Annotated in this window: 19 protein-coding genes; 12 read left to right on the top strand and 7 right to left on the bottom strand. The window is 63.2% G+C overall.

From position 1 onward, the window contains the following. Position 1: 1 nt before the first annotated feature. The 5 genes from N430_RS14255 to N430_RS14230 all read left to right on the top strand — a co-directional run bounded on the left by N430_RS14255 (position 2) and on the right by N430_RS14230 (position 5503). A complete protein-coding gene (locus N430_RS14255; RefSeq protein ID WP_085673696.1) occupies positions 2–640 on the top strand; it encodes a tetratricopeptide repeat protein in 639 nt (212 codons plus the stop codon). After that, positions 641–1783, top strand: a complete 1143-nt coding sequence (gene bamB / locus N430_RS14250; protein ID WP_103445618.1) for an outer membrane protein assembly factor BamB — start codon at positions 641–643, stop codon at positions 1781–1783. 117 nt (positions 1784–1900) lie between these two features. Further along, on the top strand, positions 1901–3364 hold the full coding sequence (gene der / locus N430_RS14245; protein ID WP_110637516.1) for a ribosome biogenesis GTPase Der: 1464 nt from the start codon (positions 1901–1903) through the stop codon (positions 3362–3364). 211 nt (positions 3365–3575) lie between these two features. Further along, a complete protein-coding gene (locus N430_RS14235) occupies positions 3576–4724 on the top strand; it encodes a pyridoxal phosphate-dependent aminotransferase (protein WP_110637515.1) in 1149 nt (382 codons plus the stop codon). After that, positions 4712–5503 (top strand): amidohydrolase, encoded by a 792-nt coding sequence (locus N430_RS14230; protein ID WP_110637514.1) that lies wholly within the window; start codon positions 4712–4714, stop codon positions 5501–5503. The genes N430_RS14235 and N430_RS14230 overlap by 13 nt, the downstream gene beginning before the upstream one ends. A 150-nt stretch (positions 5504–5653) precedes the next feature. Here N430_RS14230 and N430_RS14225 read toward each other — a convergent pair whose 3' ends face one another. Next, a complete protein-coding gene (locus tag N430_RS14225; protein WP_110637513.1) occupies positions 5654–8209 on the bottom strand; it encodes a sulfite reductase flavoprotein subunit alpha in 2556 nt (851 codons plus the stop codon). A 102-nt stretch (positions 8210–8311) separates the two neighbouring features. Next, positions 8312–10621: a TonB-dependent siderophore receptor gene (locus tag N430_RS14220; RefSeq protein ID WP_110637512.1), complete on the bottom strand. Its 2310-nt coding sequence runs from the start codon at positions 10619–10621 to the stop codon at positions 8312–8314. A gap of 221 nt (positions 10622–10842) precedes the next feature. Here N430_RS14220 and N430_RS14215 point away from each other — a divergent pair, with 221 nt between their 5' ends. The 3 genes from N430_RS14215 to N430_RS14205 all read left to right on the top strand — a co-directional run bounded on the left by N430_RS14215 (position 10843) and on the right by N430_RS14205 (position 12916). After that, positions 10843–11523 carry a Fe2+-dependent dioxygenase gene (locus N430_RS14215; protein ID WP_110637511.1) on the top strand — a complete coding sequence of 227 codons (681 nt, stop codon included), beginning with the start codon at positions 10843–10845 and terminating at the stop codon, positions 11521–11523. 3 nt (positions 11524–11526) lie between these two features. Then, positions 11527–12276, top strand: a complete 750-nt coding sequence (locus tag N430_RS14210) for a tetratricopeptide repeat protein (RefSeq protein ID WP_110637510.1) — start codon at positions 11527–11529, stop codon at positions 12274–12276. 127 nt (positions 12277–12403) lie between these two features. Continuing rightward, complete coding sequence (locus N430_RS14205) at positions 12404–12916, top strand: hypothetical protein (RefSeq protein ID WP_110637509.1); 513 nt, start codon at positions 12404–12406, stop codon at positions 12914–12916. A gap of 53 nt (positions 12917–12969) precedes the next feature. Here N430_RS14205 and N430_RS14200 read toward each other — a convergent pair whose 3' ends face one another. Next, entirely contained in the window at positions 12970–14133 is a 1164-nt protein-coding gene (locus tag N430_RS14200) for a type III PLP-dependent enzyme (protein WP_025337787.1), read from the bottom strand. 506 nt (positions 14134–14639) lie between these two features. Between N430_RS14200 and N430_RS14195 the strand changes: the two genes are divergently transcribed. From N430_RS14195 to N430_RS14185, 3 genes are all read left to right on the top strand, one after another. After that, a complete protein-coding gene (locus N430_RS14195; RefSeq protein ID WP_110637508.1) occupies positions 14640–15128 on the top strand; it encodes a sigma-70 family RNA polymerase sigma factor in 489 nt (162 codons plus the stop codon). Between the two features lie 17 nt (positions 15129–15145). Further along, positions 15146–16108 carry a FecR family protein gene (locus N430_RS14190; RefSeq protein WP_110637507.1) on the top strand — a complete coding sequence of 321 codons (963 nt, stop codon included), beginning with the start codon at positions 15146–15148 and terminating at the stop codon, positions 16106–16108. Between the two features lie 107 nt (positions 16109–16215). Next, positions 16216–18645, top strand: a complete 2430-nt coding sequence (locus N430_RS14185; protein WP_110637506.1) for a TonB-dependent siderophore receptor — start codon at positions 16216–16218, stop codon at positions 18643–18645. 139 nt (positions 18646–18784) lie between these two features. Here the strand turns inward: N430_RS14185 and N430_RS14180 are convergent, their stop codons facing one another. From N430_RS14180 to N430_RS14165, 4 genes are read right to left on the bottom strand one after another with little or no spacing between them, the layout of a single operon-like run. Continuing rightward, positions 18785–19942, bottom strand: coding sequence for a betaine/proline/choline family ABC transporter ATP-binding protein (locus N430_RS14180; RefSeq protein WP_110637505.1), 1158 nt, complete (start codon positions 19940–19942; stop codon positions 18785–18787). Next, positions 19939–20592 carry an ABC transporter permease gene (locus N430_RS14175; protein WP_110637504.1) on the bottom strand — a complete coding sequence of 218 codons (654 nt, stop codon included), beginning with the start codon at positions 20590–20592 and terminating at the stop codon, positions 19939–19941. Before N430_RS14175 ends, N430_RS14180 begins: the two co-directional genes overlap by 4 nt. After that, positions 20589–21503 carry a glycine betaine ABC transporter substrate-binding protein gene (locus tag N430_RS14170; protein ID WP_110637503.1) on the bottom strand — a complete coding sequence of 305 codons (915 nt, stop codon included), beginning with the start codon at positions 21501–21503 and terminating at the stop codon, positions 20589–20591. Before N430_RS14170 ends, N430_RS14175 begins: the two co-directional genes overlap by 4 nt. A 13-nt stretch (positions 21504–21516) precedes the next feature. Further along, entirely contained in the window at positions 21517–22230 is a 714-nt protein-coding gene (locus N430_RS14165; protein WP_110637502.1) for an ABC transporter permease, read from the bottom strand. Positions 22231–22786: 556 nt separating this feature from the next. Here N430_RS14165 and N430_RS14160 point away from each other — a divergent pair. Then, entirely contained in the window at positions 22787–24370 is a 1584-nt protein-coding gene (locus tag N430_RS14160; protein ID WP_054886973.1) for a peptide chain release factor 3, read from the top strand. Positions 24371–24463 lie beyond the last annotated feature (93 nt).

The following is a 24463-nucleotide window of genomic DNA, read 5'->3' as shown; positions in this document are numbered from 1 at the left end:
GGTGTCGAGTACCGATGATGAACTGGCAGGGGTCAAGGACTGGTGGAACCGCAACGGCAAGCCGCTGCTGACCGGTGCCCTGCTGGCTGGCGTGGTGGTGTTGGGCTGGAATACCTGGCACAAGTACCAGAACAACCAGTCGCAAGGTGCCTCGCAGCTGTATCAGGCTTTGCTTGAGACCAGCCTGACGCCGAATGGCCAGCCAGACGCGACCAAGGTCGCGGAGCTGGCCGGCAAGCTCAAGAGCGAGTTCGGCGGTACGGCGTACGCCCAGTACGGCAGCCTGTTCGTGGCCAAGGTCGCGGTCGAGAGCGGCAAGCTCGACGACGCCGCTGCCGAGCTGAAGAGCGTGCTGGACAAGCCGGCCGACGTCACCCTGGGCGAAATCTCGCGCCAGCGCCTGGCGCGTGTGCTCGCTGCCCAGAACAAGGCCGAAGAGGCCCTCAAGCTGCTCGACGGCGATGCTGACAAGGCCTTCCTGGCCAGCCGTGAAGAACTGAAGGGTGACCTGCTGGTGCAGCTGGGTCGCGGCGACGATGCCCACAGTGCCTACGAAAAAGCCAAGGCCGCGCTGTCTGACGAAGCAGCGGTCGGTGGCCTGCAACTGAAGCTGGATGACCTGGCCAAAGGGGACGCGTAAGTGATCGGTTGGAAACAAGCAGCAGTGCTGACCCTGGCCGTGCTGGCCGCAGGTTGCAGCAGCAACAGCAAGAAGGAACTGCCACCGGCCGAGCTGACCAAGTTCACCGAAGAAGTGGTGCTGAAGAAGCAGTGGAGCCGTTCGATCGGTGACGGCCAGGGTGAAACCTACAACACCCTGGTTCCGGCGATCGAGAACGACCGTATCTACGCCTCCGACGTCAACGGCGAAGTCTTCGCCCTCGACCGCATCACCGGTGACGTGGTGTGGAAGAAAGACCTCGAGCTGCCGGTGTCCGGCGCAGTCGGCGTGGGCTACGGCCTGGTGATGCTCGGCACCCTCAAGGGTGAAGTGGTCGCCCTGGACTCCAGCACCGGTGAAGAGCGCTGGCGCTCGCGCGTGACCAGTGAAGTGCTGGCGCCGCCTGCCAACAACGGTGACGTGGTGGTGGTGCAGACCCAGGACGACCGCCTGATCGGCCTCGACGCCAGCACCGGCAACCGCCGTTGGATCTACGAAAACACCCCGGCCGTGCTGACCCTGCGTGGCACCGGCGCGCCGATCGCCACCAACCGTCTGGCCGTCGCCGGCCTGTCCACCGGCAAGGTGGTAGCGGTGGACATCAACAACGGCGTACCGGTGTGGGAGAGCCGCGTGGCCATCCCGCAGGGCCGTTCCGAGCTGGACCGCGTGGTCGACATCGACGGCGGCCTGCTGCTGTCCGGTGGTACCCTGTACGTCAGCACCTACCAGGGCCGCGTAGCGGGCCTGGACCTGGAAAGCGGCCGGGTGCTGTGGCAGCGCGATGCCTCCAGCTACGTGGGTGTCGCCCAGGGCTACGGCAACGTCTATGTCAGTGAAGCTACCGGTACCGTTGAAAGTGTCGACGAGCGCTCCTCCAGCGCGCTGTGGACCAACGATTCGATGGCCCGCCGTCAGCTGACCGCGCCTGAAGTGTTCTCCAGCTATGTGGCTGTGGGGGACTTCGAGGGTTACTTGCACCTGCTGAGCCAGGTCGATGGCCGCTTCGTCGGCCGTGAGCGTATCGACAGCGATGGCCTGCGCGCCCGCCCACTTGTGGTCGGCGACACCATCTACGTCTTCGGCAACAGCGGCAAGCTCGAGGCACTGACCATCCGCTGAAGCTATGCTTGAAGCCTTGGCGGGCTTCAGGCCGCGGCGTAGGACACGCCGCCCGAACTCCGGCCGCTGCCTTGCAGCGGCCTTTGCATTTTCAAGAATTCAAGAGTGGAGAGCCGCATGGTTCCCGTAATCGCCCTGGTGGGCCGCCCGAACGTCGGCAAATCCACCATGTTCAACCGCCTGACCAAGACCCGCGACGCCATCGTCGGTGACTTGTCGGGCCTGACCCGTGACCGTCAATACGGTGATGCCACCTGGCAGGGTCGTTCCTTCATCCTCATCGACACCGGCGGTATCACCGGTGACGAAGTGGGCATGGACGAGAAGATGGCCGAGCAGTCGCTCATGGCCATCGAAGAAGCCGACTACGTATTGTTCCTGGTCGACGCCCGCGCCGGCATGACCGCCGCAGACCAGATGATTGCCGAGCACCTGCGCAAGCGCAACAAGTCGGCCATCCTGGTGGCGAACAAGATCGACAACATCGACGCCGACGTCGCCCGCGCCGAGTTCTCGCCGCTGGGCATGGGCAACGCCATTCCGGTTGCCGGTTCCCAGGGGCGTGGCATCAATGCGCTGATGGAAAGCGTACTCGGCCATATTCCTCGTGACGCCGAGGAAGAAGCCCTGGACCAGGAAGTCGCCGAAGGCGAGGAAGCGGTTCGCATCCCCGGCCCGAGCGAGAAAGATGGCATCAAGATCGCCATCATCGGCCGCCCGAACGTGGGCAAGTCGACCCTGGTCAACCGCATGCTCGGCGAAGAGCGCGTGGTGGTGTACGACCAGCCGGGTACTACCCGTGACAGTATCTACATCCCGTTCGAGCGTGATGACGAGAAGTACACCTTCATCGACACCGCCGGTGTGCGCAAGCGCGGCAAGATCCACGAGGAAGTCGAAAAGTTCTCGGTGGTGAAGACCCTGCAGGCGATCAAGGACGCCAACGTGGTGATCTTCGTCATGGACGCCCGCGAAGGTGTGGTCGACCATGACCTGAACCTGCTGGGCTTCGCCCTGGAAGCCGGCCGCGCCATCGTCATCGCCCTGAACAAGTGGGATGGCATGGAGTCGGGCGAGCGCGACTACGTGAAGACCGAGCTGGAGCGCCGGCTGTTCTTCGTCGACTTCGCCGACATTCACTTCATCTCTGCCCTGCACGGCACTGGCGTGGGCCACCTGTACAAGTCGGTACAGGCCGCATTCAAGTCGGCGGTCACCCGCTGGCCGACCAGCCGCCTGACACAGATCCTCGAAGATGCCGTGAGCGAGCACCAGCCGCCGCTGGTCAACGGCCGCCGCATCAAGCTGCGCTATGCCCACCTCGGTGGTGCCAACCCGCCGCTGATCGTGATCCACGGCAACCAGACCGAGAAGATTCCGAAGTCCTACTCGCGTTACCTGGAAAACACCTACCGCCGTGTGCTGAAGCTGGTCGGTACGCCGATCCGTATCGAGTACAAGGGCGGTGAGAACCCGTACGAGGGCAAGAAGAACACCCTCACCGATCGCCAGGTCAACAAGAAGCGCCGCCTGATGTCGCACCACAAGAAGGCCGAGAAGAAGCGCCGCGACAAGCGCTGATTCCGCGTCTTCTTCTTCGCGGGCTTGCCCGCTCCCACAGGTACTGCACAAACCTCAAGCGGTGTGCAGTACCTGTGGGAGCGGGCGAGCCCGCGAAGAGGCCCTTTGATCCAAAGCAATCCCCCCATTGTTTCAACCTTTTTCCTGACCGCTCGATCCGCTATGCTCGGACTCCACCCCGTGCCGGATACACCCCAGGAAAGAGGGCTCCATGATCCGCAGCAAACTGCCGAATGTCGGCACGACCATCTTCACCACCATGTCCCAGCTCGCCGTGCAGACCGGCGCGCTCAACCTGTCCCAGGGTTTTCCCGACTTCAACGGCCCGCAGGCGCTGCTCGACGCAGTCGGCCGGCACGTGGCCGCCGGGCATAACCAGTACTCGCCGATGACCGGCCTGCCGGCCCTGCGCCAACAGGTAGCGGCCAAGGTCGCGCGGTTGTATGGCGCGCAGGTGGATGCCGATCAGGAAGTGACCATCACCCCGGGTGCCACCGAGGCAATCTTCTGCGCCATCCAGGCGGTGATCCATGCGGGTGACGAGGTGATCGTCTTCGATCCCTGCTACGACAGCTACGAGCCCTCCGTGGAGCTGGCGGGTGGGCGTTGTGTGCATGTGCAGCTGAGCGACGGCGATTTCCGCATCGACTGGCAGAAGTTCAGCGATGCCCTGAGCCCGCGTACGCGCATGGTCATTCTCAATTCGCCGCACAACCCCAGTGGCGCGCTGATCAGCCGTGAAGACCTCGACCAGTTGGCCCGGCTGATCGCCGAGCGCGATATCTACCTGATCAGCGACGAAGTCTACGAACACCTGGTCTACGACGGCGTGCGCCATGCCAGCGTGCTGGCCCACGAGCAGCTGTACTCGCGGGCGTTCGTCATCAGCTCGTTTGGCAAGACCTACCACGTCACCGGCTGGAAGACCGGCTACGTGATCGCGCCGCCGGCCTTGAGCGCCGAACTGCGCAAGGTGCACCAGTACGTCAACTTCTGTGGCGTGACGCCGCTGCAATGCGCCCTGGCCGACTTCATGGCTGAGCACCCGGAGCATATCGACGAGCTGCCGGCCTTCTACCAGGCCAAGCGCGACCTGTTCTGCGACCTGCTCGAAGGCTCGCGTTTCAGCTTTACCCGCACTGCGGGCACCTATTTCCAACTGGTGGACTACTCGCAGATCCGCCCGGACCTGAACGACGTCGACATGGCCCTGTGGCTCACCCGTGAGCATGGCGTGGCGACCATTCCGGTGTCGGTGTTCTACCAGCAACCCATCCCCGAGCAACGCCTGGTGCGCCTGTGCTTTGCCAAACGTGAGGAGACGCTGCGTCAGGCAGCGGAAAAACTATGCGCGATCTGAGTGCACTGCCCAACCTGAAAGTCGCCCTGGTCCAGACCACCCTGGCGTGGCATGACCGTGAGGCCAACTACGCGCATTTCGAGGTACTGCTGGACCAGGCTCGCGGCAGCGACCTGGTGGTCCTGCCGGAGATGTTCACCACGGGTTTCTCCATGCAGTCGGAAGCCCTGTGCGAGCCGGAGAACGGGCCGACCTACAAATGGCTCAAAGCGCAGGCCAAGCGCATCGACGCGGTGATTACCGGCAGTGTGATCATCCAGGCCGCCGACGGCAGCCACCGCAACCGCTTGCTGTGGGCGCGGCCGGACGGCGAGATTTTGCATTACGACAAGCGTCACCTGTTCCGCATGGCGGGCGAGCACAAGCACTACACCCCGGGTGAGCGCCAGGTGCAGTTCGAGGTCAAGGGTTGGCGGGTACGCCCACTGATCTGCTACGACCTGCGCTTCCCGGTGTGGAGCTGCGACGCCCAGGACACCGACCTGCTGCTGTACACCGCCAACTGGCCGGCGGCGCGCCGCCAGCACTGGAACCGCCTGTTGCCGGCGCGGGGCATCGAGAACCTGTGCTACGTGGCGGCGGTGAACCGGGTGGGGACGGACGGCAAGGGCTTTGCCTACTCCGGCGACAGCCAGGTGCTGGACTTCCAGGGTGAGAGCCTGCTCAGTGCAGGGGAGGCGGACGGTGTGTTCACCGCGGTGTTGAGCGCTGCAGAGCTGGGTGCATATCGCACCAAGTTCCCGGCCAATCTGGATGCCGATACCTTCGAGTTGCACTGAAGCCAGACTGGCCCGTTGTGAGAGCGGCCTTGCGTCGCGAAAGGGCTGCGAAGCAGCCCCAGGAATTCAGCATAACTGCAGATATTGATGGGGCCGCTTTGCGGCCCTTTCGCGACACAAGGCCGCTCCCACACAGATCAGTGCTGCTGTTTAGTACACATCCCGCCGATACCGTCCATCCTCGATCAGCTGCTGTACAGCCTCTTCCCCGAGGATGCCGTTAAGCGCCGCATCCACCCCGGCAGCCATGCCTTGCAGGCTACCGCAGACATACACACAAGCCCCGTCAGCCACCCAGCGCTTGAACTCATCGGCGTGCTGCAGCAGCACATCCTGCACATACACTTTCTCGGCCTGATCCCGCGAAAACGCCAGGTCCAGCCGCGCCAGGTCGCCGCTGTCGAGCCAGCCTTGCAGCTCGGCGCCACACAGCAAGTCATGCGCCCGGTTACGCTCGCCGAACAGCAGCCAGTTGCGCTGCTCGCCAGCATTGACCCGCGCCCGGATCAAGCTGCGCAGGCCGGCCAGGCCGGTGCCGTTGCCGATCAGGATCATCGGTGCGGACGTCTCCGGGAGGTGGAAACCACTGTTGCGGCGCAGGCGCAGGCTCAAGGTGCCATTGAGTGGCAGGTACTCGGTCAGCCAGCCCGAACCCAGGCCGAGCTTGCCGTCGGCATGGCGCTCCTGGCGCACGATCAACTCCAGTACGCCATCGCTGGCGATCGAAGCGATCGAGTACTCGCGGCTGCCGATCGGCACCAGCGCATCGACCAATGCCTGTGGATGCATGCCAAGCAGGTGATCGCGACGGCTCGGTAGCTGACGGCCAGTCAATGCCTGGCCCAAGGTTTGCTGCAGGCCATCGACTTGTACGCTGGCCATGGCGTCCATTGCCATGCCGTGAAGGAACGCGTCGATCCGTGGCTGGCCATTGAGCGGCAGGATCTCCACCAGGTCGCCGGCTTCCCAGCTGGCGGGCTCTTCAGGTTGCAAGCCCAGCAGGTAGACCGGCTGGCCTTGGCTGCCCGGGTTGAGCAGATCGCGCTGCACCAGGGTCCAGTTGCCGAAGCTTGGCGGTTGCCAGGCGCTTACCGGTTGAGCGCCGGTCAGTTGCGCCAGTTCCTGCTGCCACTGTTGCAAGGCGGCCTGGTCGGCGTTGTCCACTTCCACCGGGCTGAATGCGCTGCTGGCGCCGCGCTCGCCAAGCCACGCCTGCAGGCGCCGGGCGAAGCCGCAGAAGTGCGGATACTGGCGGTCGCCCAGGGCGAGCAGGGCATAGCTGAGATTGTTCAGCGCCCACGGCTGGCCGAGGATCTTGCGTTCGAAACCGCGGGCACTGTCGGGTGCCTCGCCATCGCCGAAGGTACTGACCACGAACAGCGCACGGCGGGACTGACGCAGGTCCTCTTCGCGCAGGTCGCCAAGGGCTCGAACCTGAACCGGCAGACCTGCGGCCTGCAACTGCCCGGCACTCTGCCAGGCCAGCTGCTCGGCAAAGCCGCTCTGGCTGGCGAAGCCGATCAGCCAGCTGTCGCCGCTGGTCTGGTTGCCATCGACAGTGCCGCGGGCGGCGCGTACCTGGCGTTTCTTGCGCCGGCGGTCGAGATACAACAGCCAGCCGGTAACAAAGAACAGCGGCATGGTCAGGCTGGCAATCGTGACGATGATGCGACCCGGCAGGCCGAAGTACTCACCGACGTGCAGGGCGTAGACACTCTGCAGCAGCTGCGCCTTGAAAGACTTGTCGCTGTAGCGGTCCTGGCTTTTCACCTGGCCGGTGGCCGGGTCGAGCACCAGGGTGTTGAACGCGCGCGGGTGGGCGGCGTCTTCGAGCAGGTAGAACAGGTTGGCCGGCTGGCCACCGGCCGGCGGCAAGCGCAGGTTGTACATGGCCAGGCCAGGGCCGGCGGCATCCTTGAGCTTGGCCCAGATGGCGTCGTAATCGACCACCAGCGGCGGCGCGTTCTTGTCGGCCTTGGGCGGCCCATGACGGCCACGGCCTTCGCCGCGTTTCTGTTGCTGGCCGGCGGCGGGTTCGTCAGCCAGCAGTTTGTTCAGACCCGAGCGGTACCATTCGTAGGACCAGAACAGACCGGTCAGTGCAAACAGGAGGTAGAACAGCAGGCACCAGGTACCGGCCACGGCGTGCAGGTCCCAGTTGAAAGCACGGCCTTTCTTGGCCCAGTCGAAGGTCAGCCAGGTGCGCCAGTTCAGCGCCTTGCGCGGCCAGCGCAGGTACAGGCCAGACAGGCAGAAGAACACCAGCATCAGGGTGCAGGCCCCGGTGATCTGGCGGCCAGTGTCGCCCATGGCGAGGAAGCGGTGCAGGGTCAGCATCAGGTTGAAGAAGCCTTGCCCGGCCGCCTCGCCCTTGAGCTCGCCGGTATACGGGTCGGCATAGCGCAGCGCGCCACGGCGCTCGCCCGGTGGCGGGGTGAAGAACACCCGCGCGGCATTGCCTTCGCGCACGTCCACCCACAGCATCGACACCTTGTCGCCTTGCTCCGCCTCGACCCGGCGCACCAGTTCGCCCGGTGGCAGCACGCCCTCGGCGCGCACCTCGACCTTGAGCACATCGGCGTTGAAGGCGCGCAGCAGCTCTTCCTGGAACGAGTACAGCGCACCGGTGATACCCATCAAGGCCAGCACCAGGCCAGCCGTGATGCCAAAGAACCAGTGCAGTTGGAACAGCGTCTTCTTCACCAAATCTCTCACCTTGTGTTGCTGCCACAAACCGCGCGGCGTGCATTATGCCTTGATACGCAAAAGCCCCGTTCACAAGTATGAACGGGGCTCGGCAGTGTTTCGTTAGAAGTGGACGCTGGTGGTCAACAAGGCAGTCCGCCCGGCCGCCTGGTTGGCGAAGTGGGTGGAGAAGGCCTTGTCGTAGTAGACCTCGTTGGTCAGGTTCTGCACGTTAAGCTGCAGGTCGACGTTCTTGGTCAGCTTATAGGCGGCCATGGCGTCGTAGCGCACGTAGCTGTCGACCATGGTGGTGTTGGCCACGCTGCCGTACACGTCGTCCACATAGAAGGCGCCGCCACCGACGGTCAGCTTTGGCGTGATCGAGTAGGTGGTCCACAGGCTGGCGCTGTTGTTCGGCGTGTTCGGCAACTGATTGCCGTCGTTGGCCGCGCCCAACGGGCCGCCGTCGATCTGGCGCGCTTCCATGTAGGTGTAGCCGGCGAATACCTGCCACTTGTCGGTGATCTTGCCGCTGGCCGACAGTTCGATGCCCTGCACGCGGGTTTCGCCGACGTTTTCGTAGGTGGTGGTGTTCACTTGGACGCGGGCGTTTTCTTTCTCGGTGCGGAACAGCGCAGCCGCCAGGGACAGGCGCTCGTTGAGCAGGTCCCACTTGGTGCCGATTTCGTAGTTGGTGGTTTCTTCCGGCTCCATGTCGCTGCTCAGCAGGTTACCGCTGCGATCGGTGGTGTTGCCCAGTGGGTTGCCTTCAGTGCCTTCACCGAGCATCGCACCAGGTGGAGTGGCGGAGGTGGCGTAGGACACGTAGATGCTGCCGTTGTCGGCCGGTTTCCACACCAGGCCCAGCTGGCCGGTGACGAACTCACTGGTGTCCTTGCCCTTGGAGACGATGCCCTTGGTACTTACCGCAGTGCTGCCGTTGGCGTTGTAGCCACGGTACTGGGTATCGAAGTGGTCGTAGCGCAGGCCCATGTTCAGCAGCCACTGTGGCGACAGCTCCAGGGTGTCGAACACGTAGATGGCCCGGGTGTTGCTCTTGGTGTTGGTGCCGGCGTAATTGCGCGAGATCGCGCCGTTCCAAGGGTCATCCGGATTGGGGTTGCTCAGTGAGGTGCAGTTGTAGCCACTGGTGGCGCCAATCATGCCAGGGGTGCAGTTGGTGTTGGCTGCGCCACCGGCGACGGTGTCGGTGTCGACGTTGTAGCTTTCGCGGTCGCTTTCTTCGCGGCTCAATTCGATACCGGTGGAGAAGCTGTTCTTCATGCCACCCAGGTAGAACTCGCCGAACAGGTCGGTCTGGTTGGTGGTCGTGGAAGTATTGCCCACACGCGTGTTGGCGCGGCGCCAGACGCTGCCATTGTTGACGTTGCCCTTGCTGTCGTCAGGCTGGGTCAGGATGTAGTCCTGCATGCTGTTGCCGTGACGGAAGGTGTTCTTGATGGTCAGCGCATCGGTCAGGTCGTGCTCGATGGCGAAGGTGGCGATGTCGACGCGGCTCTTGCGGAAGTCGCGGTCGGTCAGGCCGTAGAAGTTGTCGCTGTCACCACCGTCGTTCGGCTTGCTCGGGTGAGCGGAGGTACGCGCGGCGCTGCCACCGGTCGGGATGGTGTACGGAATGCCCGAGTCTGGCAGGTCGTCGCTTTCCAGGTGGTAGTAGTCGAGGTTGACGCGGGTGGCGGTGCCCAGGCCGAAGGCAAGCGACGGGGCGATACCCCAGCGGTCGTAGTTGACCTTGTCACGGCCGGCGACGTTGCTTTCGTGGGTCATCAGGTTCAGGCGGCCGGCAACGGTGTCGCTGAACTGGTAGTTGCCATCGAAGGTGTAGCGCTGGGTCTGGTCGCTGCCCCAGGTCCAGGCGCCATCGAGCGAGTTGCCCAGGTGTGCGCGCTTGCTCACCAGGTTGATGGTACCGCCGGCGGCGCCGCGGCCACCGATGGCCGAGTTAGGGCCCTTGGCCACTTCGACCGATTCGATGGCGAAGATTTCGCGGGTCTGGGCGCCGGTGTCGCGCACGCCGTCCAGGTAGGTGTCACCCTGGGCGTCGAAGCCACGGATGAACGGGCGGTCGCCTTGCGGGTTGCCACCTTCGCCAGCACCAAAGGTAATGCCAGGCACGGTGCGCAGGGCGTCCTGCAGGGTCAGGGCGTTGGTGTCCTTGATCACTTGCTGCGGGATGACGGTGACCGAACGCGGGGTGTCCACCAACGGTGCGGTGTACTTCTGCGAGGAGGCCTTTTCGACCTTGTAATCGGTACTGGCCTGCTCAGCCTTGCCATTGACGCTGGTGGCGTCGAGGGTGACGGCATTGCTGGCAGCCGGGTCGGCGGCGTAAGCGCCCGAAGCGCTCAAGGCGACCCCGATGGCCGACACGATCAGGCGTGGTGAACTCACTGCAGATGGTACGTGACGCATTGTTATTGGCCTTCCCCAAGGTGTGAAGGCCGCGGATGTTAATGTAAGGATTTGTAAGGCACAATTGAGACTCGTTACCATTCGCTAGAAATTTACAATCTTTACATATTCTCTTTACGATTTATGGACGCTGAATCGTCTAAGGCACAGCCAGGGCTTGTGCGGCGTAAAAGGGAATCAATATCATTGAGCCCTTTACAGATCTTAACGGTGCCGCCGCCATGCTGCTTCATATCCCAGGGTTGTTCGACGCCGATGAACTGGCCCGTATCCGCGAGGCGCTGGAGCAGACCGACTGGGCTGATGGCAAGGTCACTGCCGGTTACCAGTCGGCCAAGGCCAAGCACAACCTGCAGCTGCCGGAGGGGCACCCGCTGGGCAAGGAAATCGGCAGCGCACTGATCGACCGCTTGTGGCAGACCCCGCGTTTCATGTCGGCGGCCTTGCCGCACAAGGTGTTTCCGCCGCTGATCAACTGCTACCGCGAGGGCGGAAATTTCGGTTTCCACATCGACAACGCCCTGCGCCAGCCCAAGGGCAGCCCGGAGCGGGTGCGCACCGACCTGTCCTCGACCCTGTTCCTCAGCGACCCGGACAGCTACGACGGCGGCGAGCTGGTAATCCAGGACACCTACGGCGTGCAGCAGGTCAAGCTGGCGGCTGGCGACTTGGTGCTGTACCCCGGCACCAGCCTGCACAAGGTCAACCCGGTGACCCGTGGCGTGCGCTACGCGGCGTTCTTCTGGACTCAGAGCCTGGTGCGCGAGGACAGCCAGCGGGCGCTACTGTTCGAGATGGACAATGCCATCCAGCAACTCACCGCCGATGTGCCGGACCACCCCTCATTGCTGCAGCTGACTGGCACCTACCACAACCTGCTGCGCCGCTGGGCCGAGGTCTGAGCCATGTCCTATCAATTGCGTCGTGAAGAAGTGGTGGATGCTGCCGGCCTGCAGGCCATGCTCGAACACAGCCCCGGCAAGGCGGCCCAGGCGATCCTGGCGGCGGCGGGGGAGGGCATGGTCGAGGCGCAGTTGCTGCTCGGGCAGATTCTGCTCGACGGCCGTGGCATCGAGCAGGACGCCGGTGTTGCCCGGCGCTGGTTCGGCATTGCGGCACAGGCCGGTAGTGCCATGGCGCACAACATGCTCGGTCGTTGCCTGGAGCATGGGTGGGGGGGCGAGGTGAACCTGGCGCAGTCGGCCATTCACTATGCGCGGGCGGCCGATGCCGGGCTGGATTGGGGGTTGTACAACCTGGGCAACCTGCTGGCCACCGGGCGCGGGTTGCCGGCCAACCAGGCCCAGGCGCTGACCTGTTACGAGAAGGCTGCGCAAATGGGCCATGCCAAGTCGATGAACCTGTACGGGCGTTACCTGGAGCATGGCATCGCCACCGCGCCGAGCCCAGTGCGGGCGGTGCGCTGGTATCGGCGTTCGGCCGAAGCGGGAGATTTTCGCGGGATGTTCAGCCTGGCGATGGTGCTGGTCGAGCGGGGAGAGACGGCAGAAGCCGGGGCCTGGCTGGACAAAGCCAAGGTTGAGGGGAACCTGAATTTCCTGCGCAGCGCCCTGGTGACTTTGCAGGGGGCGGGGCCAGTGTTGATGGCGTTTGCACAGCGATATGCCGAAGAGATCGAACGGCGCGAAGAGTGATCAGGGGCCTGGCATTTTTAGGGAGTCGTTCCACGTTCTTCCCAGGAAGATAAGGAGGCAGATTCGCATTGCACCGCGCAAGCCAAACGGCTGCGGTTTCCTTGCGATTCATCTTCTGGAGGTCACCATGACGACAATCAATCTGCAGCAGTCATTCACGGCAAGGCTGGAGGGACAAAGCAGCAATCAGAGAGTGCCGGTCTTGCTGATTGATCGGCAATTGATTGAAGTGGACAGTTCCGGATGGCTCTGTCTGCCAAGTAAGTACTCCGATGCGTTGGTTCTCCTGCGGGCTACGCTGCGCTTCGATTTCCTTGGTCAGTATGGCGATAGTTGTCACTACCGGGTCAGCTGCGCGACCAGAGGTTCGTATTATTTCGAGCGACAGCTGGGCCGCAGCCGCAATGGTTACTTGGGGTTTTACGGTTCGGTGTCGAGTGACGTATTTTGGAAAATCGATGTGATCAACGGTTCGGCGAACGGCGAGTCGCCTGTCTTTACCCTGAGTGATCACCAGGGGCGGGCAGTGGGTTCACTGACTGAAAACAGTCTCGCTCATGGACAGATCACTTATCTGGTGACATCGGATTTTAAGCCTAATGTCCAGCAGTTTACCTTGGCGGACTATCAGCCGATCTGACACGCATCGAGCGCCGCAAGGGCGGCGCTCGATGGCACATGCACTACAGATGCTTACAGGTAGTAAGCCTTCAGCGGCGGGAAGCCGTTGAATTCCACTGCGCTGTAGCTGGTGGTGTAGGCACCGGTCGACAGCCAGTACAGGCGGTCACCGATAGCCAGGTTCAGCGGCAGGCCGTACTTGTAGTTTTCATACATGATGTCGGCGCTGTCGCAGGTCGGGCCGGCGATGACCACTTCTTCGGCTTCGCCTTTCTTCTCGGTCCAGATCGGGAACTTGATGGCTTCGTCCATGGTTTCGATCAGGCCGGAGAACTTGCCCACGTCGGTGTAGATCCAGCGCTCGACGGCGGTGCGCGACTTGCGTGCGACCAGCACCACTTCACTGACCAGGATACCGGCGTTGGCGATCAGCGAACGGCCTGGCTCAAGGATGATTTCCGGCAGGTCGTCACCGAAGTCTTCCTTCAGGAAGCGAATGATCTCTTCGGCGTAGGTCTCGAGGCTGTTGGTACGGGTGATGTAGTTGGCCGGGAAGCCGCCACCCATGTTGATCAGCTTCAGCTCGATGCCGTCTTCTTCCTTCAGGCGCTCGAAGATCACCTTGACCTTGGCGATGGCCGCGTCCCACACGCTGATGTCGCGCTGTTGCGAACCGACGTGGAAGGAGATGCCGTAAGGCACCAGGCCCAGGTCACGGGCGAGGATCAGCAGGTCCATGGCCATGTCGGTCTGGCAGCCGAACTTGCGCGACAGTGGCCAGTCGGCCGTGGTCGAGCCTTCGGTGAGGATACGCACATAGACCTTCGAGCCCGGGGCAGCCTTGGCGATGTTGCGCAGGTCGGCTTCCGAGTCGGTGGCATACAGGCGCACGCCCTTCTCGTAGAAGTAGCGGATGTCCTTGGACTTCTTGATGGTGTTGCCGTAGCTGATGCGGTCGGCGCTGACACCACGGCCCAGGACCTTGTCCAGCTCGTAGATCGAGGCGATGTCGAAGCTCGAACCTTTCTCTTTGAGCAGGTCGATGATTTCGACGGCCGGGTTGGCCTTGACCGCGTAGTACACCTTGGCGAATTCGAAACCAGCACGCAGGTCGTCATAGGCCTGGCTGATCATCTGGGTGTCGATGAGTACGAACGGGGTTTCCTGCTTGTCGGCGAACGCCTTCATTTTCTGGAAGGTGTCACGCGCGAAATAGTCTTCGACCTGGATCGACATGCTCAGGGACTCCATGGGCAAACTGAAAGATTAAGTGGCTGCAAACTGAACGTCCTCCGTATCCCCACTTTGGTTCGCCTACTCAGTACTTGAGCCGGATGGATCGTTTCCAGCATGGACGTTCGGCGCGCACTTTAGGGCGTGAAGAATGCAGAATCAACAGGCAATCCGGGCGCGATCGTCGTGGATCGACGCCCTACCCGTTGAATAACCGACTCGCATGACCAGCTGATGTTCCCCCGGGTGTTTCAAGCGTAAAAAATTGTGGAATGGAGCGTTTTGACCCCTGTGCAGGCAAGCCCCTTTTTACAGGCATCAAGCGATTCCTGTGGGAGCGGGCGTGCCCGCGAAAAGGCCTCAGGTGTTCATATTTATGGCCACATTTTCCTGGCACTGCCGTGCATGAAAAAGACGATAAATTTTTTGTTACCGTCGGGCAGATTTGCCGTTATGGATGAGAAACATTACTATTCGCACCCTCATCCGCCTCCCTGACGACCCCGACCGTGTCCGGACACAAAGGCTTCCTCGACCACTACCATGAGCTGATCGGCACCTGGACGCGCAAGTTGCGCAGTCGTCAGCAGGCCGAGGACCTCACCCACGATGCCTTTGTCCGGGTACTGGAAAGCCCGCGCGAACAGGTCGAGCAGCCACGCGCCTACCTGCACCAGACCGCCCGCAACATCGCCGTGGACGGGTTTCGCCGCGAAGACCGGCGTCAGGCCCTGGAACTGGAGGCCTTCGATGAAGGCAGCAGCGCCAGCGACGATCCAGAAGCCTACATGCATGCCCTGGAGCTGGCCGACAGCGTCGAGCGCGCACTGGCCGAGTTGCCGCTGAACTGCCGCCGGGTGTTCATCTGGCAGAAGCTTGAAGGCTTGAGCCAGGCCGAGATCGCCGAGCGCATGGGTTTGACCAAGAACATGGTCGAAAAGTATATGATTCGCACGCTCCGGCATCTGCGTGAGCACCTGGATGTGTCAGCACGATGAGTCAGGAGACCTTTCCCATGAAACAGCACGGTTCCGAGACCGTCCGTGAGCAGGCGGCCGCGTGGTTCGTGCGCATGCAGGATGCGCCGCGCGATGCCGCGTTGCAGAAGCAACTACGGGCCTGGCTGGCCGCCGATCCTGGCCACCGTGCCGAATACGATGCCCTGGCATCGGTCTGGAGCGCGGCGGCGCTGATCCCGCGCCAGCGCCTCGAAGCCCTGTGCGAGCCGGACCCGGTGCGCCAGTTGCCAGAGCGGCGCCTGCTGCGCCAGGCGCTGGCGGCGAGTGTGGCGGTGGTGGCGCTGGGGCTGGGCTGGACGGGCTGGCACTACCAGCAGCTCAATCACCAGGATCAGCTGCAGACTGCCTTCGGTGAGCGCCGCCAGGTCGAGCTGCCCGATGGCTCGCACCTCGAACTCAACGGCGCCACCCAGCTGCGCGTCGATTTCAGCCCAGGCCGTCGGCACATCCAGTTGAACGCAGGTGAGGCGATGTTCATCGTCGCCCACGACAGCAGCCGCCCGTTCGTGGTCGATACCGCCCAGGGCAGCGTGACCGTGACCGGCACCCGTTTCGATGTGCGTCTGGACCCGGCCGCGACCCGTGTTGCGGTGGAGCAGGGCTCGGTGCGCGTGCAGGGCAGTGACACCTCGCTGGCGCAACTGGGCGCTGGCCAAGGTTCCCACATAGACGCGCATGGCAAGGTCGCCGCTCCTTATGCAGTCAACGCCAGCGCACTGACCGCCTGGCGCCAGGGCAAGCTGGTGTTCGACAACGCTACCCTCGCCGAGGTGGTGGCTGAAGTGTCGCGCTACCGTGCCCAGCCACTGCGCGTGGCACCTGGCAAGGTTGCCCAGTTGCGCCTCTCCAGCACCTTCAGCACCGAAGACACGGACGCGCTGCTGCGCGCCTTGCCGAGCATCCTGCCGGTGGCGATCAAGGCCCATGAAGACGGCTCTCGCGAAATAATCGCGAAATAGATTCAGGTTTTTTTCCGCTCGTTCGTCTTCCCCGCCAGCTGCAACTGCCAAGCATTTCCATTCGCATGCGGTTGGCGTTTATTCCTTCTTCAGGATGTTTCGACGACGTGAACAACAACAAACCTTATCCACGCCTGAGCGCTCTGGCGCTGGCCCTGGCGATCAGCACCGCGGCCATCAATGCTCAAGCCGAGCAGGCAAGCAGCACGATCCAGATCCAGGCGCAGCCTTTGGCCTCGGCGCTGAGCCAGTTGGGCCAGCAGACCAACCTGCAGCTGTTCTTCAGCCCTGAACTGGTGGCGGGCAAGCAGGCCCCGGCCGTGTCCGGCAACCTGGCGCCCGAGCAGGCGCTGCAGCAACTGTTGCAGGGCAGCGGGCTGACCTATGAGATGTCCGAAGACACGGTGGTGGTGAAGCCGGCCCAGGCTGCCGGCACGCTCACCACCGGCAGCCTGGAGCTGGCCCCCACCGACGTGAAGGTGGTCGGTGACTGGCTGGGCGATGCCGACCAGGCCGTGGTGCAGAACCACCCGGGCGCGCGCACCGTGGTGCGTCGCGAGGCGATGGTGGAGAAGGGCGCGATGAACGTGCGCGATGTGCTGCGCGGCATCCCTGGCGTGCAGGTGCAGGACAGCAACGGCACCGGTGGCAGTGACCTGTCGCTGAACGTGGGCGTGCGTGGCCTGACCTCGCGCCTGTCGCCACGCTCGACCGTGCTGATCGACGGCATCCCGGCGGCCTTTGCGCCCTATGGCCAGCCGCAGCTGTCGATGGCACCGATCTCCTCGGGCAACCTCGACAGCATCGACGTGGTACGCGGCGCAGGCTCGGTGCGCTATGGCCCGCAGAACGTCGGGGGGGTGATCAACTTCGTTACCCGGGCGATTCCCGAAAAGGCATCGGCTGAGCTGTCCACCACGTTGGAAACCTCTCAGCATGGCGGCTGGAAGCACACCGAATCCGCGTTCGTCGGTGGCACCGCCGACAATGGCATGGGCGTGGCGTTGCTCTATACCGGTGTGAACGGCAACGGTTACCGTGAAAGCAATAACGGCAACGACATCGACGACGTCATCCTCAAGACCCACTGGGCACCGACCGACGTTGACGAATTCTGGCTCAACTTCCACTACTACGATGGCCGTGCCGACATGCCCGGTGGCCTGACCCAGGCCCAGTACGACAGCAACCCGTACCAGTCGCTGCGCGATTACGACTACTTCGCCGGCCGGCGCAAGGACGTGTCGTTCAAGTGGCAGCGCCAGCTCGACGATGCCACCCAGTTCGAAGTGCTGACCTATTACACCGACAGCTTCCGTGGCAGCGCCATCGCCGCGCGCGACATGAAGACCCTGTCGTCGTATCCGCGCAATTACCACACCTTCGCCATCGAGCCACGGGTGTCGCGGATCTTCTTCGCTGGCCCTACCACCCAGGAAGTCAGCGTCGGTTATCGCTACCTGAAAGAGGCCATGCGCGAGCAGTCGACCCGTCTGGCGTTGATCGACAACGTGCCGACGCCCACCCCGACGTCCGACGGCCACGTGTTCCAGGACCGCAGCGGCGGTACCGAAGCCAGCGCCTACTACATCGATGACAAGATCGATGTCGGCAACTGGACCATCACCCCGGGCATCCGTTTCGAGCACATCAATACCGACTGGCGGGACCGCCCGGTGCTGGATGCCAACAACCGGCCTGTGCCTGAGAAGAACCGCAGCATCACCAGCAACGAGCCACTGCCGGCGCTGAGCGTGATGTACCACCTCTCCGATGCCTGGAAGCTGTTCGCCAACTACGAGACCTCGTTCGGCAGCCTGCAGTACTTCCAGCTCGGCCAGGGCGGCACCGGCAACAGCACGGCCAACGGCCTGGAACCGGAAAAAGCCAAGACCTACGAGCTCGGTACCCGTTATGACAACGGCGGTTTCGCCGGCGAGCTGACCGCGTTCTACATCGACTTCGACGACGAGTTGCAGTACATCAGCAACGACGTGGGCTGGACCAACCTCGGCGCGACCAAGCACCAGGGTATCGAGGCGTCGGTGCGCTATGACCTGGCCGGGTTGGACCCGCGCCTGGACGGCCTGTCGGTGAGTGGTGGCTACACCTATACCCGCGCGACGTATGAAGGGGATATTCCGGGCTTCAAGGGCCGCGACCTGCCGTTCTATTCACGCCAGGTGGCGACGGCCGGGGTGCGCTATGCGATCAACCGCTGGACCTGGAATCTGGATGCCTATGCCCAGTCCAAGCAGCGTGCGCCGGGGACCGGGATCAATGCCGATGGCAGCTTCACGGGTGACTACATCACCGAGCCGAGTGCCGATGGGCAGTATGGCGATATTCCGGGGTATGTGACCTGGCATGCCCGTGGCGGGTATGACTTCGGGCCGCAGCTGTCCAACCTGAAGCTGGCGGCGGGGGTGAAGAACCTGTTCGACAAGCAGTACTTCACGCGTTCGAGCGACAACAATGCTGGCATTTATGTCGGTGAGCCGCGGACCTTCTATGTGCAGGCCAGTGTAGGGTTCTGATCCGAGATCGCCGGGGCCGCTTTGCGGCCCTTTCGCGACACAAGGCCGCTCCCACAGGTATTGCACAGGCCCAGAGGCTGACGCTGTACCTGTGGGAGCGGCCTTGTGTCGCGAAAGGGGCGCGAAGCGCCCCCAGCGATTACGAAGCCACCACCTCGGCCGGCGAAACGATGCTGGTCTTCGCCCCCCGCGAGCGCCCCGAACTCAGGTAAGCCGCAATCGACTCCTGCGTCACCTCACCCAGGAACACCTGCTTGGCATCCAGCACCGGCAACCACGCCCGGTTGAACTCATACATCCGCGACAACAAGATGCGCAGATGCTCGTCATGCGACGCCGTGGCATTGAACGGCCGCAGGAAGTCGCCACAGGTCCCTTGCTGGCGGTGCATGTCACGCCGGCGCACATACCCCAGTGCCTTGTTCTGCCCATCGGTCACCACCACATAGCGGCGGTCATGCTCGTCGAGCAGTTCCAGTGCATCGCTTACCGGCGTCTCCGGGCTCACCGATGGCGCGTTGTCCGCCGCATCCTCCGCACGCACCAGCAGCAGGCGCTTGAGCGTACTGTCCTGGCCGACGAAGTTGCTGACGAAGTCATCCACCGGGTGCGCCAGCAGGGTGTCCGGGTGGTCCAGCTGCAACAGCTTGCCGGCGCGGAAGATGGCGATCTTGTCGCCCAGCTTGATCGCCTCGTCGATGTCATGGCTGACCATGATCACGGTCTTGTTCAGCGCCCGCTGCATCTCGAAGAACTCGTTCTGGATCATCTCGCGGTTGATCGGGTCGACCGCGCCGAATGGCTCGTCCATCAGCAGTACCGGCGCTTCTGCCGCCAGTGCGCGGATCACGCCGATACGCTGCTGCTGGCCGCCGGACAGCTCACGTGGGTAGCGCTGCAGGTATTGCTTGGGTTCGAGCTTGATCATGTGCATCAGCTCGCGGGCGCGTTCGTGGCACTTCTGCTTGTCCCAGCCGAGCAGGCGCGGGACCACGGTGATGTTCTCCTCGATGGTCATGTTGGGGAACAGGCCGATCTGCTGGATCACGTAGCCGATGTGCCGGCGCAGGGTCACTTCGTCGAGGGCGCTGGTGTCTTCGCCGTTGATCAGCACCCGGCCTGAGGTCGGTGCGATCAGGCGGTTGATCATCTTCAGCGTGGTGCTCTTGCCGCAGCCCGACGGGCCGAGGAATACGCAGATTTCACCTTCATTGACGGTGAGGCTGACGGAGTCGACGGCTTTGACGTCCTTGCCGTTGACGTTGAAGGTCTTGCTGAGGTTCTGGAGTTCGATCATGAGCGCAGTCCTTCTGGAGTCAGGGCACGTTGCAGGGTTTGCAGGAGCAGGTCGGCGACGATCGCCAGCAGGCTGACCAGCACGGCGCCGACCAGCAGCATCGACATGTCGCTGCGGCTGATGGAGGTGAGGATGAGCACGCCCAGGCCGCCAGCACCGATGGTGGCGGCAATGGTCATGACGCCGATGTTCATCACCACGGCGGTTCGCACGCCAGCGAGGATCACCGGTACCGCAATCGGCAGCTCGACCATGCGCAGGCGCTGGCCGAAGGTCATGCCGATGCCGCGCGCCGCTTCACGGATGCCGGGCTCGACGTTGGTCAGGGCCAGGTAGGTGTTGCGCAGGATCGGCAGCAGCGAATAGAGGAACACCGCAGTGATCGCCGGCAGCGGGCCGAGGCCCTGGCCGAACTTTGAGTAGAACGGCAGCAACAGGCCAAACAGGGCGATGGACGGAATGGTCAGCAGCACCGTGGCGCTGGCCTGCAGCGGGCCGGCGACGGCCGGGAAGCGGGTCATCAGGATGCCCAGCGGCACGCCGACGATGATCGCCAGGCCCGCGGCGACGCCGACCAGCATGATGTGCTGCCAGGTCAGCTGCAGCACCTGGGCCCAGTCGAGGTGGGCGAACGTGTCGAGCAGGCTCATGGCTGTACCTCGCTAGGCATTGGGTGCTCGCGCAGGAAGGCGGCGGCCACCGTGGTCGGGTTCTGGTGTTCGACGTCGACCTTGGCATTGAGCTGGCGCATGGTCTCGTCGTCGAGTTGCTCGGCCAGGGGCTTGAGCAGGCCGACCAGTTTCGGGTTGGCGTCGAGCACCTGTTTGCGTACCACCGGGGCAGCGGTGTAGTCGGGGAAGTAGTGCTTGTCGTCTTCCAGCAGCTTGAGGTTGAAGGCACTCAGGCGGCCGTCGGTGGTGTACACAAGGCCGGCGAACACCTGGTTGTTGTGCATGGCGGTGTAGACCAGCCCGGCATCCATCTGGCGGATGTTGGCGCGGCCCACTTGCAGGTCGTACATCTCTTTCAGGCCGACCAGGCCATCCGGGCGGTTGGCGAACTCGGTGTCCAGCGCCACCAGGTGCTTGCGCTGGCTTTCGTCACGCAGCACCTGGTTGAGGTCGCTGATCGTGTTGACCTGTGGATAAGCCTCGGCCACCTGCTTGGGCAGGCCGAGTGCATAGGTGTTGCTGAACTTTGACGGGGTGAGCCAGATCAGGTCTTTCTTCGCGTCCAGTTCCTTGACTCTGGCGAAGGTGGCCTCGGCATTGGGCATGCGCTCGTCGATATGGTTGTACGAGACCAGCGATACGCCGGTGTATTCCCACATCAGGTCGAGTTGCCCGGTTTCCTGGGCCTGGCGTGCGATGCTGCTGCCAAGGCCGGTGGTGACGCGCACGTCGAAGCCGTTGGCGCGCAGGTATTGCGCGGTGATTTCGGCGAGCACGGTCTGTTCGGTGAATACCCGCGCGCCGATGCGGATCAGGGGTTTTTCGGCTGCCTGGGCAAATCCTGCGAACAGCAGGGCCGCGCCCAGCAGCAAGGCGATTCTCTTGTTCATGGGTTCCCTCTTGTTATCCAGCCAGGCCACGTTCCAGCCAGCGCTTGCTGGAGAAACTCACCAGCGCATCCAGCACCAGCGCCAGTAATGCGGTACAGGCGGCACCGAGTAGCAGTTGTGGCTGGTTGTTCAGGGCGATGCCGGGGAAGATCAGGCTGCCCAGGCTGTTGGCGCCGATCAGGAAGGCCAGCGGTGCGGTGCCGACGTTCAGCGCCAGGGCCACGCGCACGCCACCGACGATGATCGGCACGGCGTTGGGCAGCTCCACCTGCCAGAGCTGCTGGCGTGGGGTCATGCCGATTCCGGTGGCGGCTTCCTTGAGCGAGGCGGGGACGTTTTTCAGGCCCTCGTAGGTGTTGCGCACGATAGGCAGGAGGGAGGCGAGGAACAGCGCGAAGATCGCAGGCCCGGCGCCGATGCCCAGGATACTCAGGGCGATGGCCAGAACGGCCAGGGGGGGAATGGTGTTGCCAACGTTGAAGAACTGCATGAAGCGCTCGGCTTTGTCGACCCGGTGCGGTCGACTCAGCGCAATGCCGGCGGGGATGCCCACGGCCAGCGCCGCCGCCATCGAAGCCAGCACCAGTACCAGGTGCGCTTGCAGGTAGAACCCAAGATCGTCGCGATAACGCGCGATCGTGTCGATGCCGATCCAGTGGATCAGCAGGGCCAGGATGACGAGCACGGTGGCGCATCCCAACAGCCCTTTACCGTAGCGTGTAGCCACAGGCGGACTCCTTGTGTTGTCGGCGAGCACACTTCTTGGTAGCCGGCCAGTACTGGCGGCGGGTGGTGTGTTCGCGAGTAGCAGCGCGAGGCAGCCGAAGGCTGCGCTCAGGCCATGAGCCGAACCCCGTCGGGCCCGAAAATGCTGATGAAACCAGTCCCCAACCGAAGCGGGTTGCAGGGGAGTGGACGTCTCCGTGGGTGTAAAGGTTCCCATCTGAGGCGGCATTTGGCCAGCGTTAATCACTGGGTGGGGTGAAACATGGCGAGAAAAAACAGCGGTTTAATGCGCTGCAGGCGTTGAAATAACTGCCCTGTGGCCTTTTGTCGTGATAAAGCGATTGTCTGATGAATTTGTTGTGTCTGTACTGGCCCTTTCGCGGGCAAGCCCGCTCCCACAGGGATTGCGCTGCATCTGAAACCTGCGCAGTACCTGTGGGAGCGGGCGTGCCCGCGAAGAGGCCGGACCTGCAACCACTCGTGCAGCCGATTTTGGTCCAGGCCCAACTTCAGGTATGATATCGCCCCTTTTAAATCCCCCAGTCAGGCGATTTCCCATGACCAACCAGGCCGCCGAAGTCGCGAAGCGCCGCACTTTCGCAATCATTTCCCACCCCGACGCCGGTAAGACCACCATCACCGAGAAGCTCCTGCTGATGGGCAAGGCCATTGCCGTCGCCGGTACCGTGAAGTCGCGCAAGTCCGACCGCCACGCCACTTCCGACTGGATGGAAATGGAGAAGCAGCGCGGCATCTCCATCACCACCTCGGTGATGCAGTTCCCGTACCGCGAGCACATGATCAACCTGCTCGACACCCCCGGCCACGAAGACTTCTCGGAAGACACCTACCGCACCCTGACCGCGGTGGACTCGGCGCTGATGGTGCTCGACGGCGGTAAAGGTGTAGAGCCGCGGACCATCGCCCTGATGGATGTCTGCCGCCTGCGTGACACGCCGATCGTCAGCTTCATCAACAAACTCGACCGTGACATCCGTGATCCGATCGAGCTGCTCGACGAGATCGAAGCCGTCCTGAAGATCAAGGCTGCGCCGATCACCTGGCCGATCGGTTGCTACCGCGACTTCAAGGGTGTGTATCACCTGACCGGCGACTACATCGTGGTCTACACCCCGGGCCACGGCCACGAGCGCACCGAAGCCAAGATCATCCAGAAGCTGGACTCCGACGAGGCTCGCGCGCACCTGGGCGACCAGTACGATTCGTTCGTCGAGCAACTGGAGCTGGTGCAGGGTGCCTGCCACGAGTTCAACCAGGAAGAGTTCATCAACGGTCAGCTGACCCCGGTGTTCTTCGGTACCGCGTTGGGTAACTTTGGTGTCGACCATGTGCTCGACGCCGTCGTCGACTGGGCACCGCGCCCGCTGGGCCGCGTGGCCCACGAGCGGACCGTCGAGCCTGTGGAAGAGAAGTTCACCGGCTTCGTGTTCAAGATCCAGGCGAACATGGACCCGAAACACCGCGACCGTATCGCCTTCATGCGCATCTGCTCGGGCAAGTACGAAAAGGGCATGAAGATGCGCCATGTGCGGATCAACAAGGACCTGCGCATCGGCGACGCACTGACCTTCTTCTCCTCCGAGCGCGAGCAGCTGGAGGAGGCCTATGCCGGCGACATCATCGGCCTGCACAACCACGGCACCATCCAGATCGGCGACACCTTCACCGAAGGCGAGGCGCTGGGCTTCACCGGTATCCCGCACTTCGCACCGGAGCTGTTCCGCCGCGTGCGCCTGAAGGACCCGCTGAAATCCAAGCAGCTGCGTCAGGGCCTGCAGCAGCTGGCCGAAGAGGGCGCGACCCAGGTGTTCTTCCCGGAGCGCAGCAACGACATCATCCTCGGCGCGGTCGGTGTGCTGCAGTTCGACGTGGTCGCCAGCCGCTTGAAGGAAGAGTACAAGGTCGAGTGCGCCTACGAGCCGATCACCGTCTGGTCGGCCCGCTGGATCGGCTGCGACGACAAGAAGAAGCTCGAGGAATTCCAGAACAAGGCCATGGAAAACCTGGCCATCGACGGTGGCGGTCACCTGACCTACCTGGCGCCGACCCGGGTCAACCTGGCGCTGATGGAAGAGCGCTGGCCGGACATCAAGTTCCGCGCTACCCGCGAGCATCACTGATCGTCTGGGGAGGGCGTTGCCCTCCTTTCGCGACACAAGGCCGCTCCTACAGGAGATCGCATGTCTCTGTAGGAGCGGCCTTGTGTCGCGAAA

This window comes from Pseudomonas sp. CC120222-01a, assembly GCF_003097235.1.
In the GTDB taxonomy this organism is placed as follows: domain Bacteria; phylum Pseudomonadota; class Gammaproteobacteria; order Pseudomonadales; family Pseudomonadaceae; genus Aquipseudomonas.
The sequence above is the reverse complement of the archived record's forward strand: the minus strand, read 5'-3'. Positions and strand labels throughout refer to the sequence as shown.

Excerpts from the sequence above, each read along its gene's own strand:
- N430_RS14160 (WP_054886973.1), top strand. The coding sequence starts at position 22,787 with ATGACCAACCAGGCCGCCGAAGTCGCGAAGCGCCGCACTTTCGCAATC.
- N430_RS14235 (WP_110637515.1), top strand. The coding sequence starts at position 3,576 with ATGATCCGCAGCAAACTGCCGAATGTCGGCACGACCATCTTCACCACC.
- N430_RS14215 (WP_110637511.1), top strand. The coding sequence starts at position 10,843 with ATGCTGCTTCATATCCCAGGGTTGTTCGACGCCGATGAACTGGCCCGT.
- der (WP_110637516.1), top strand. The coding sequence starts at position 1,901 with ATGGTTCCCGTAATCGCCCTGGTGGGCCGCCCGAACGTCGGCAAATCC.
- N430_RS14220 (WP_110637512.1), bottom strand. The coding sequence starts at position 10,621 with ATGCGTCACGTACCATCTGCAGTGAGTTCACCACGCCTGATCGTGTCG.
- N430_RS14180 (WP_110637505.1), bottom strand. The coding sequence starts at position 19,942 with ATGATCGAACTCCAGAACCTCAGCAAGACCTTCAACGTCAACGGCAAG.
- N430_RS14230 (WP_110637514.1), top strand. The coding sequence starts at position 4,712 with ATGCGCGATCTGAGTGCACTGCCCAACCTGAAAGTCGCCCTGGTCCAG.
- N430_RS14205 (WP_110637509.1), top strand. The coding sequence starts at position 12,404 with ATGACGACAATCAATCTGCAGCAGTCATTCACGGCAAGGCTGGAGGGA.
- N430_RS14175 (WP_110637504.1), bottom strand. The coding sequence starts at position 20,592 with ATGAGCCTGCTCGACACGTTCGCCCACCTCGACTGGGCCCAGGTGCTG.
- N430_RS14200 (WP_025337787.1), bottom strand. The coding sequence starts at position 14,133 with ATGTCGATCCAGGTCGAAGACTATTTCGCGCGTGACACCTTCCAGAAA.
- N430_RS14170 (WP_110637503.1), bottom strand. The coding sequence starts at position 21,503 with ATGAACAAGAGAATCGCCTTGCTGCTGGGCGCGGCCCTGCTGTTCGCA.
- N430_RS14210 (WP_110637510.1), top strand. The coding sequence starts at position 11,527 with ATGTCCTATCAATTGCGTCGTGAAGAAGTGGTGGATGCTGCCGGCCTG.
- N430_RS14190 (WP_110637507.1), top strand. The coding sequence starts at position 15,146 with ATGAAACAGCACGGTTCCGAGACCGTCCGTGAGCAGGCGGCCGCGTGG.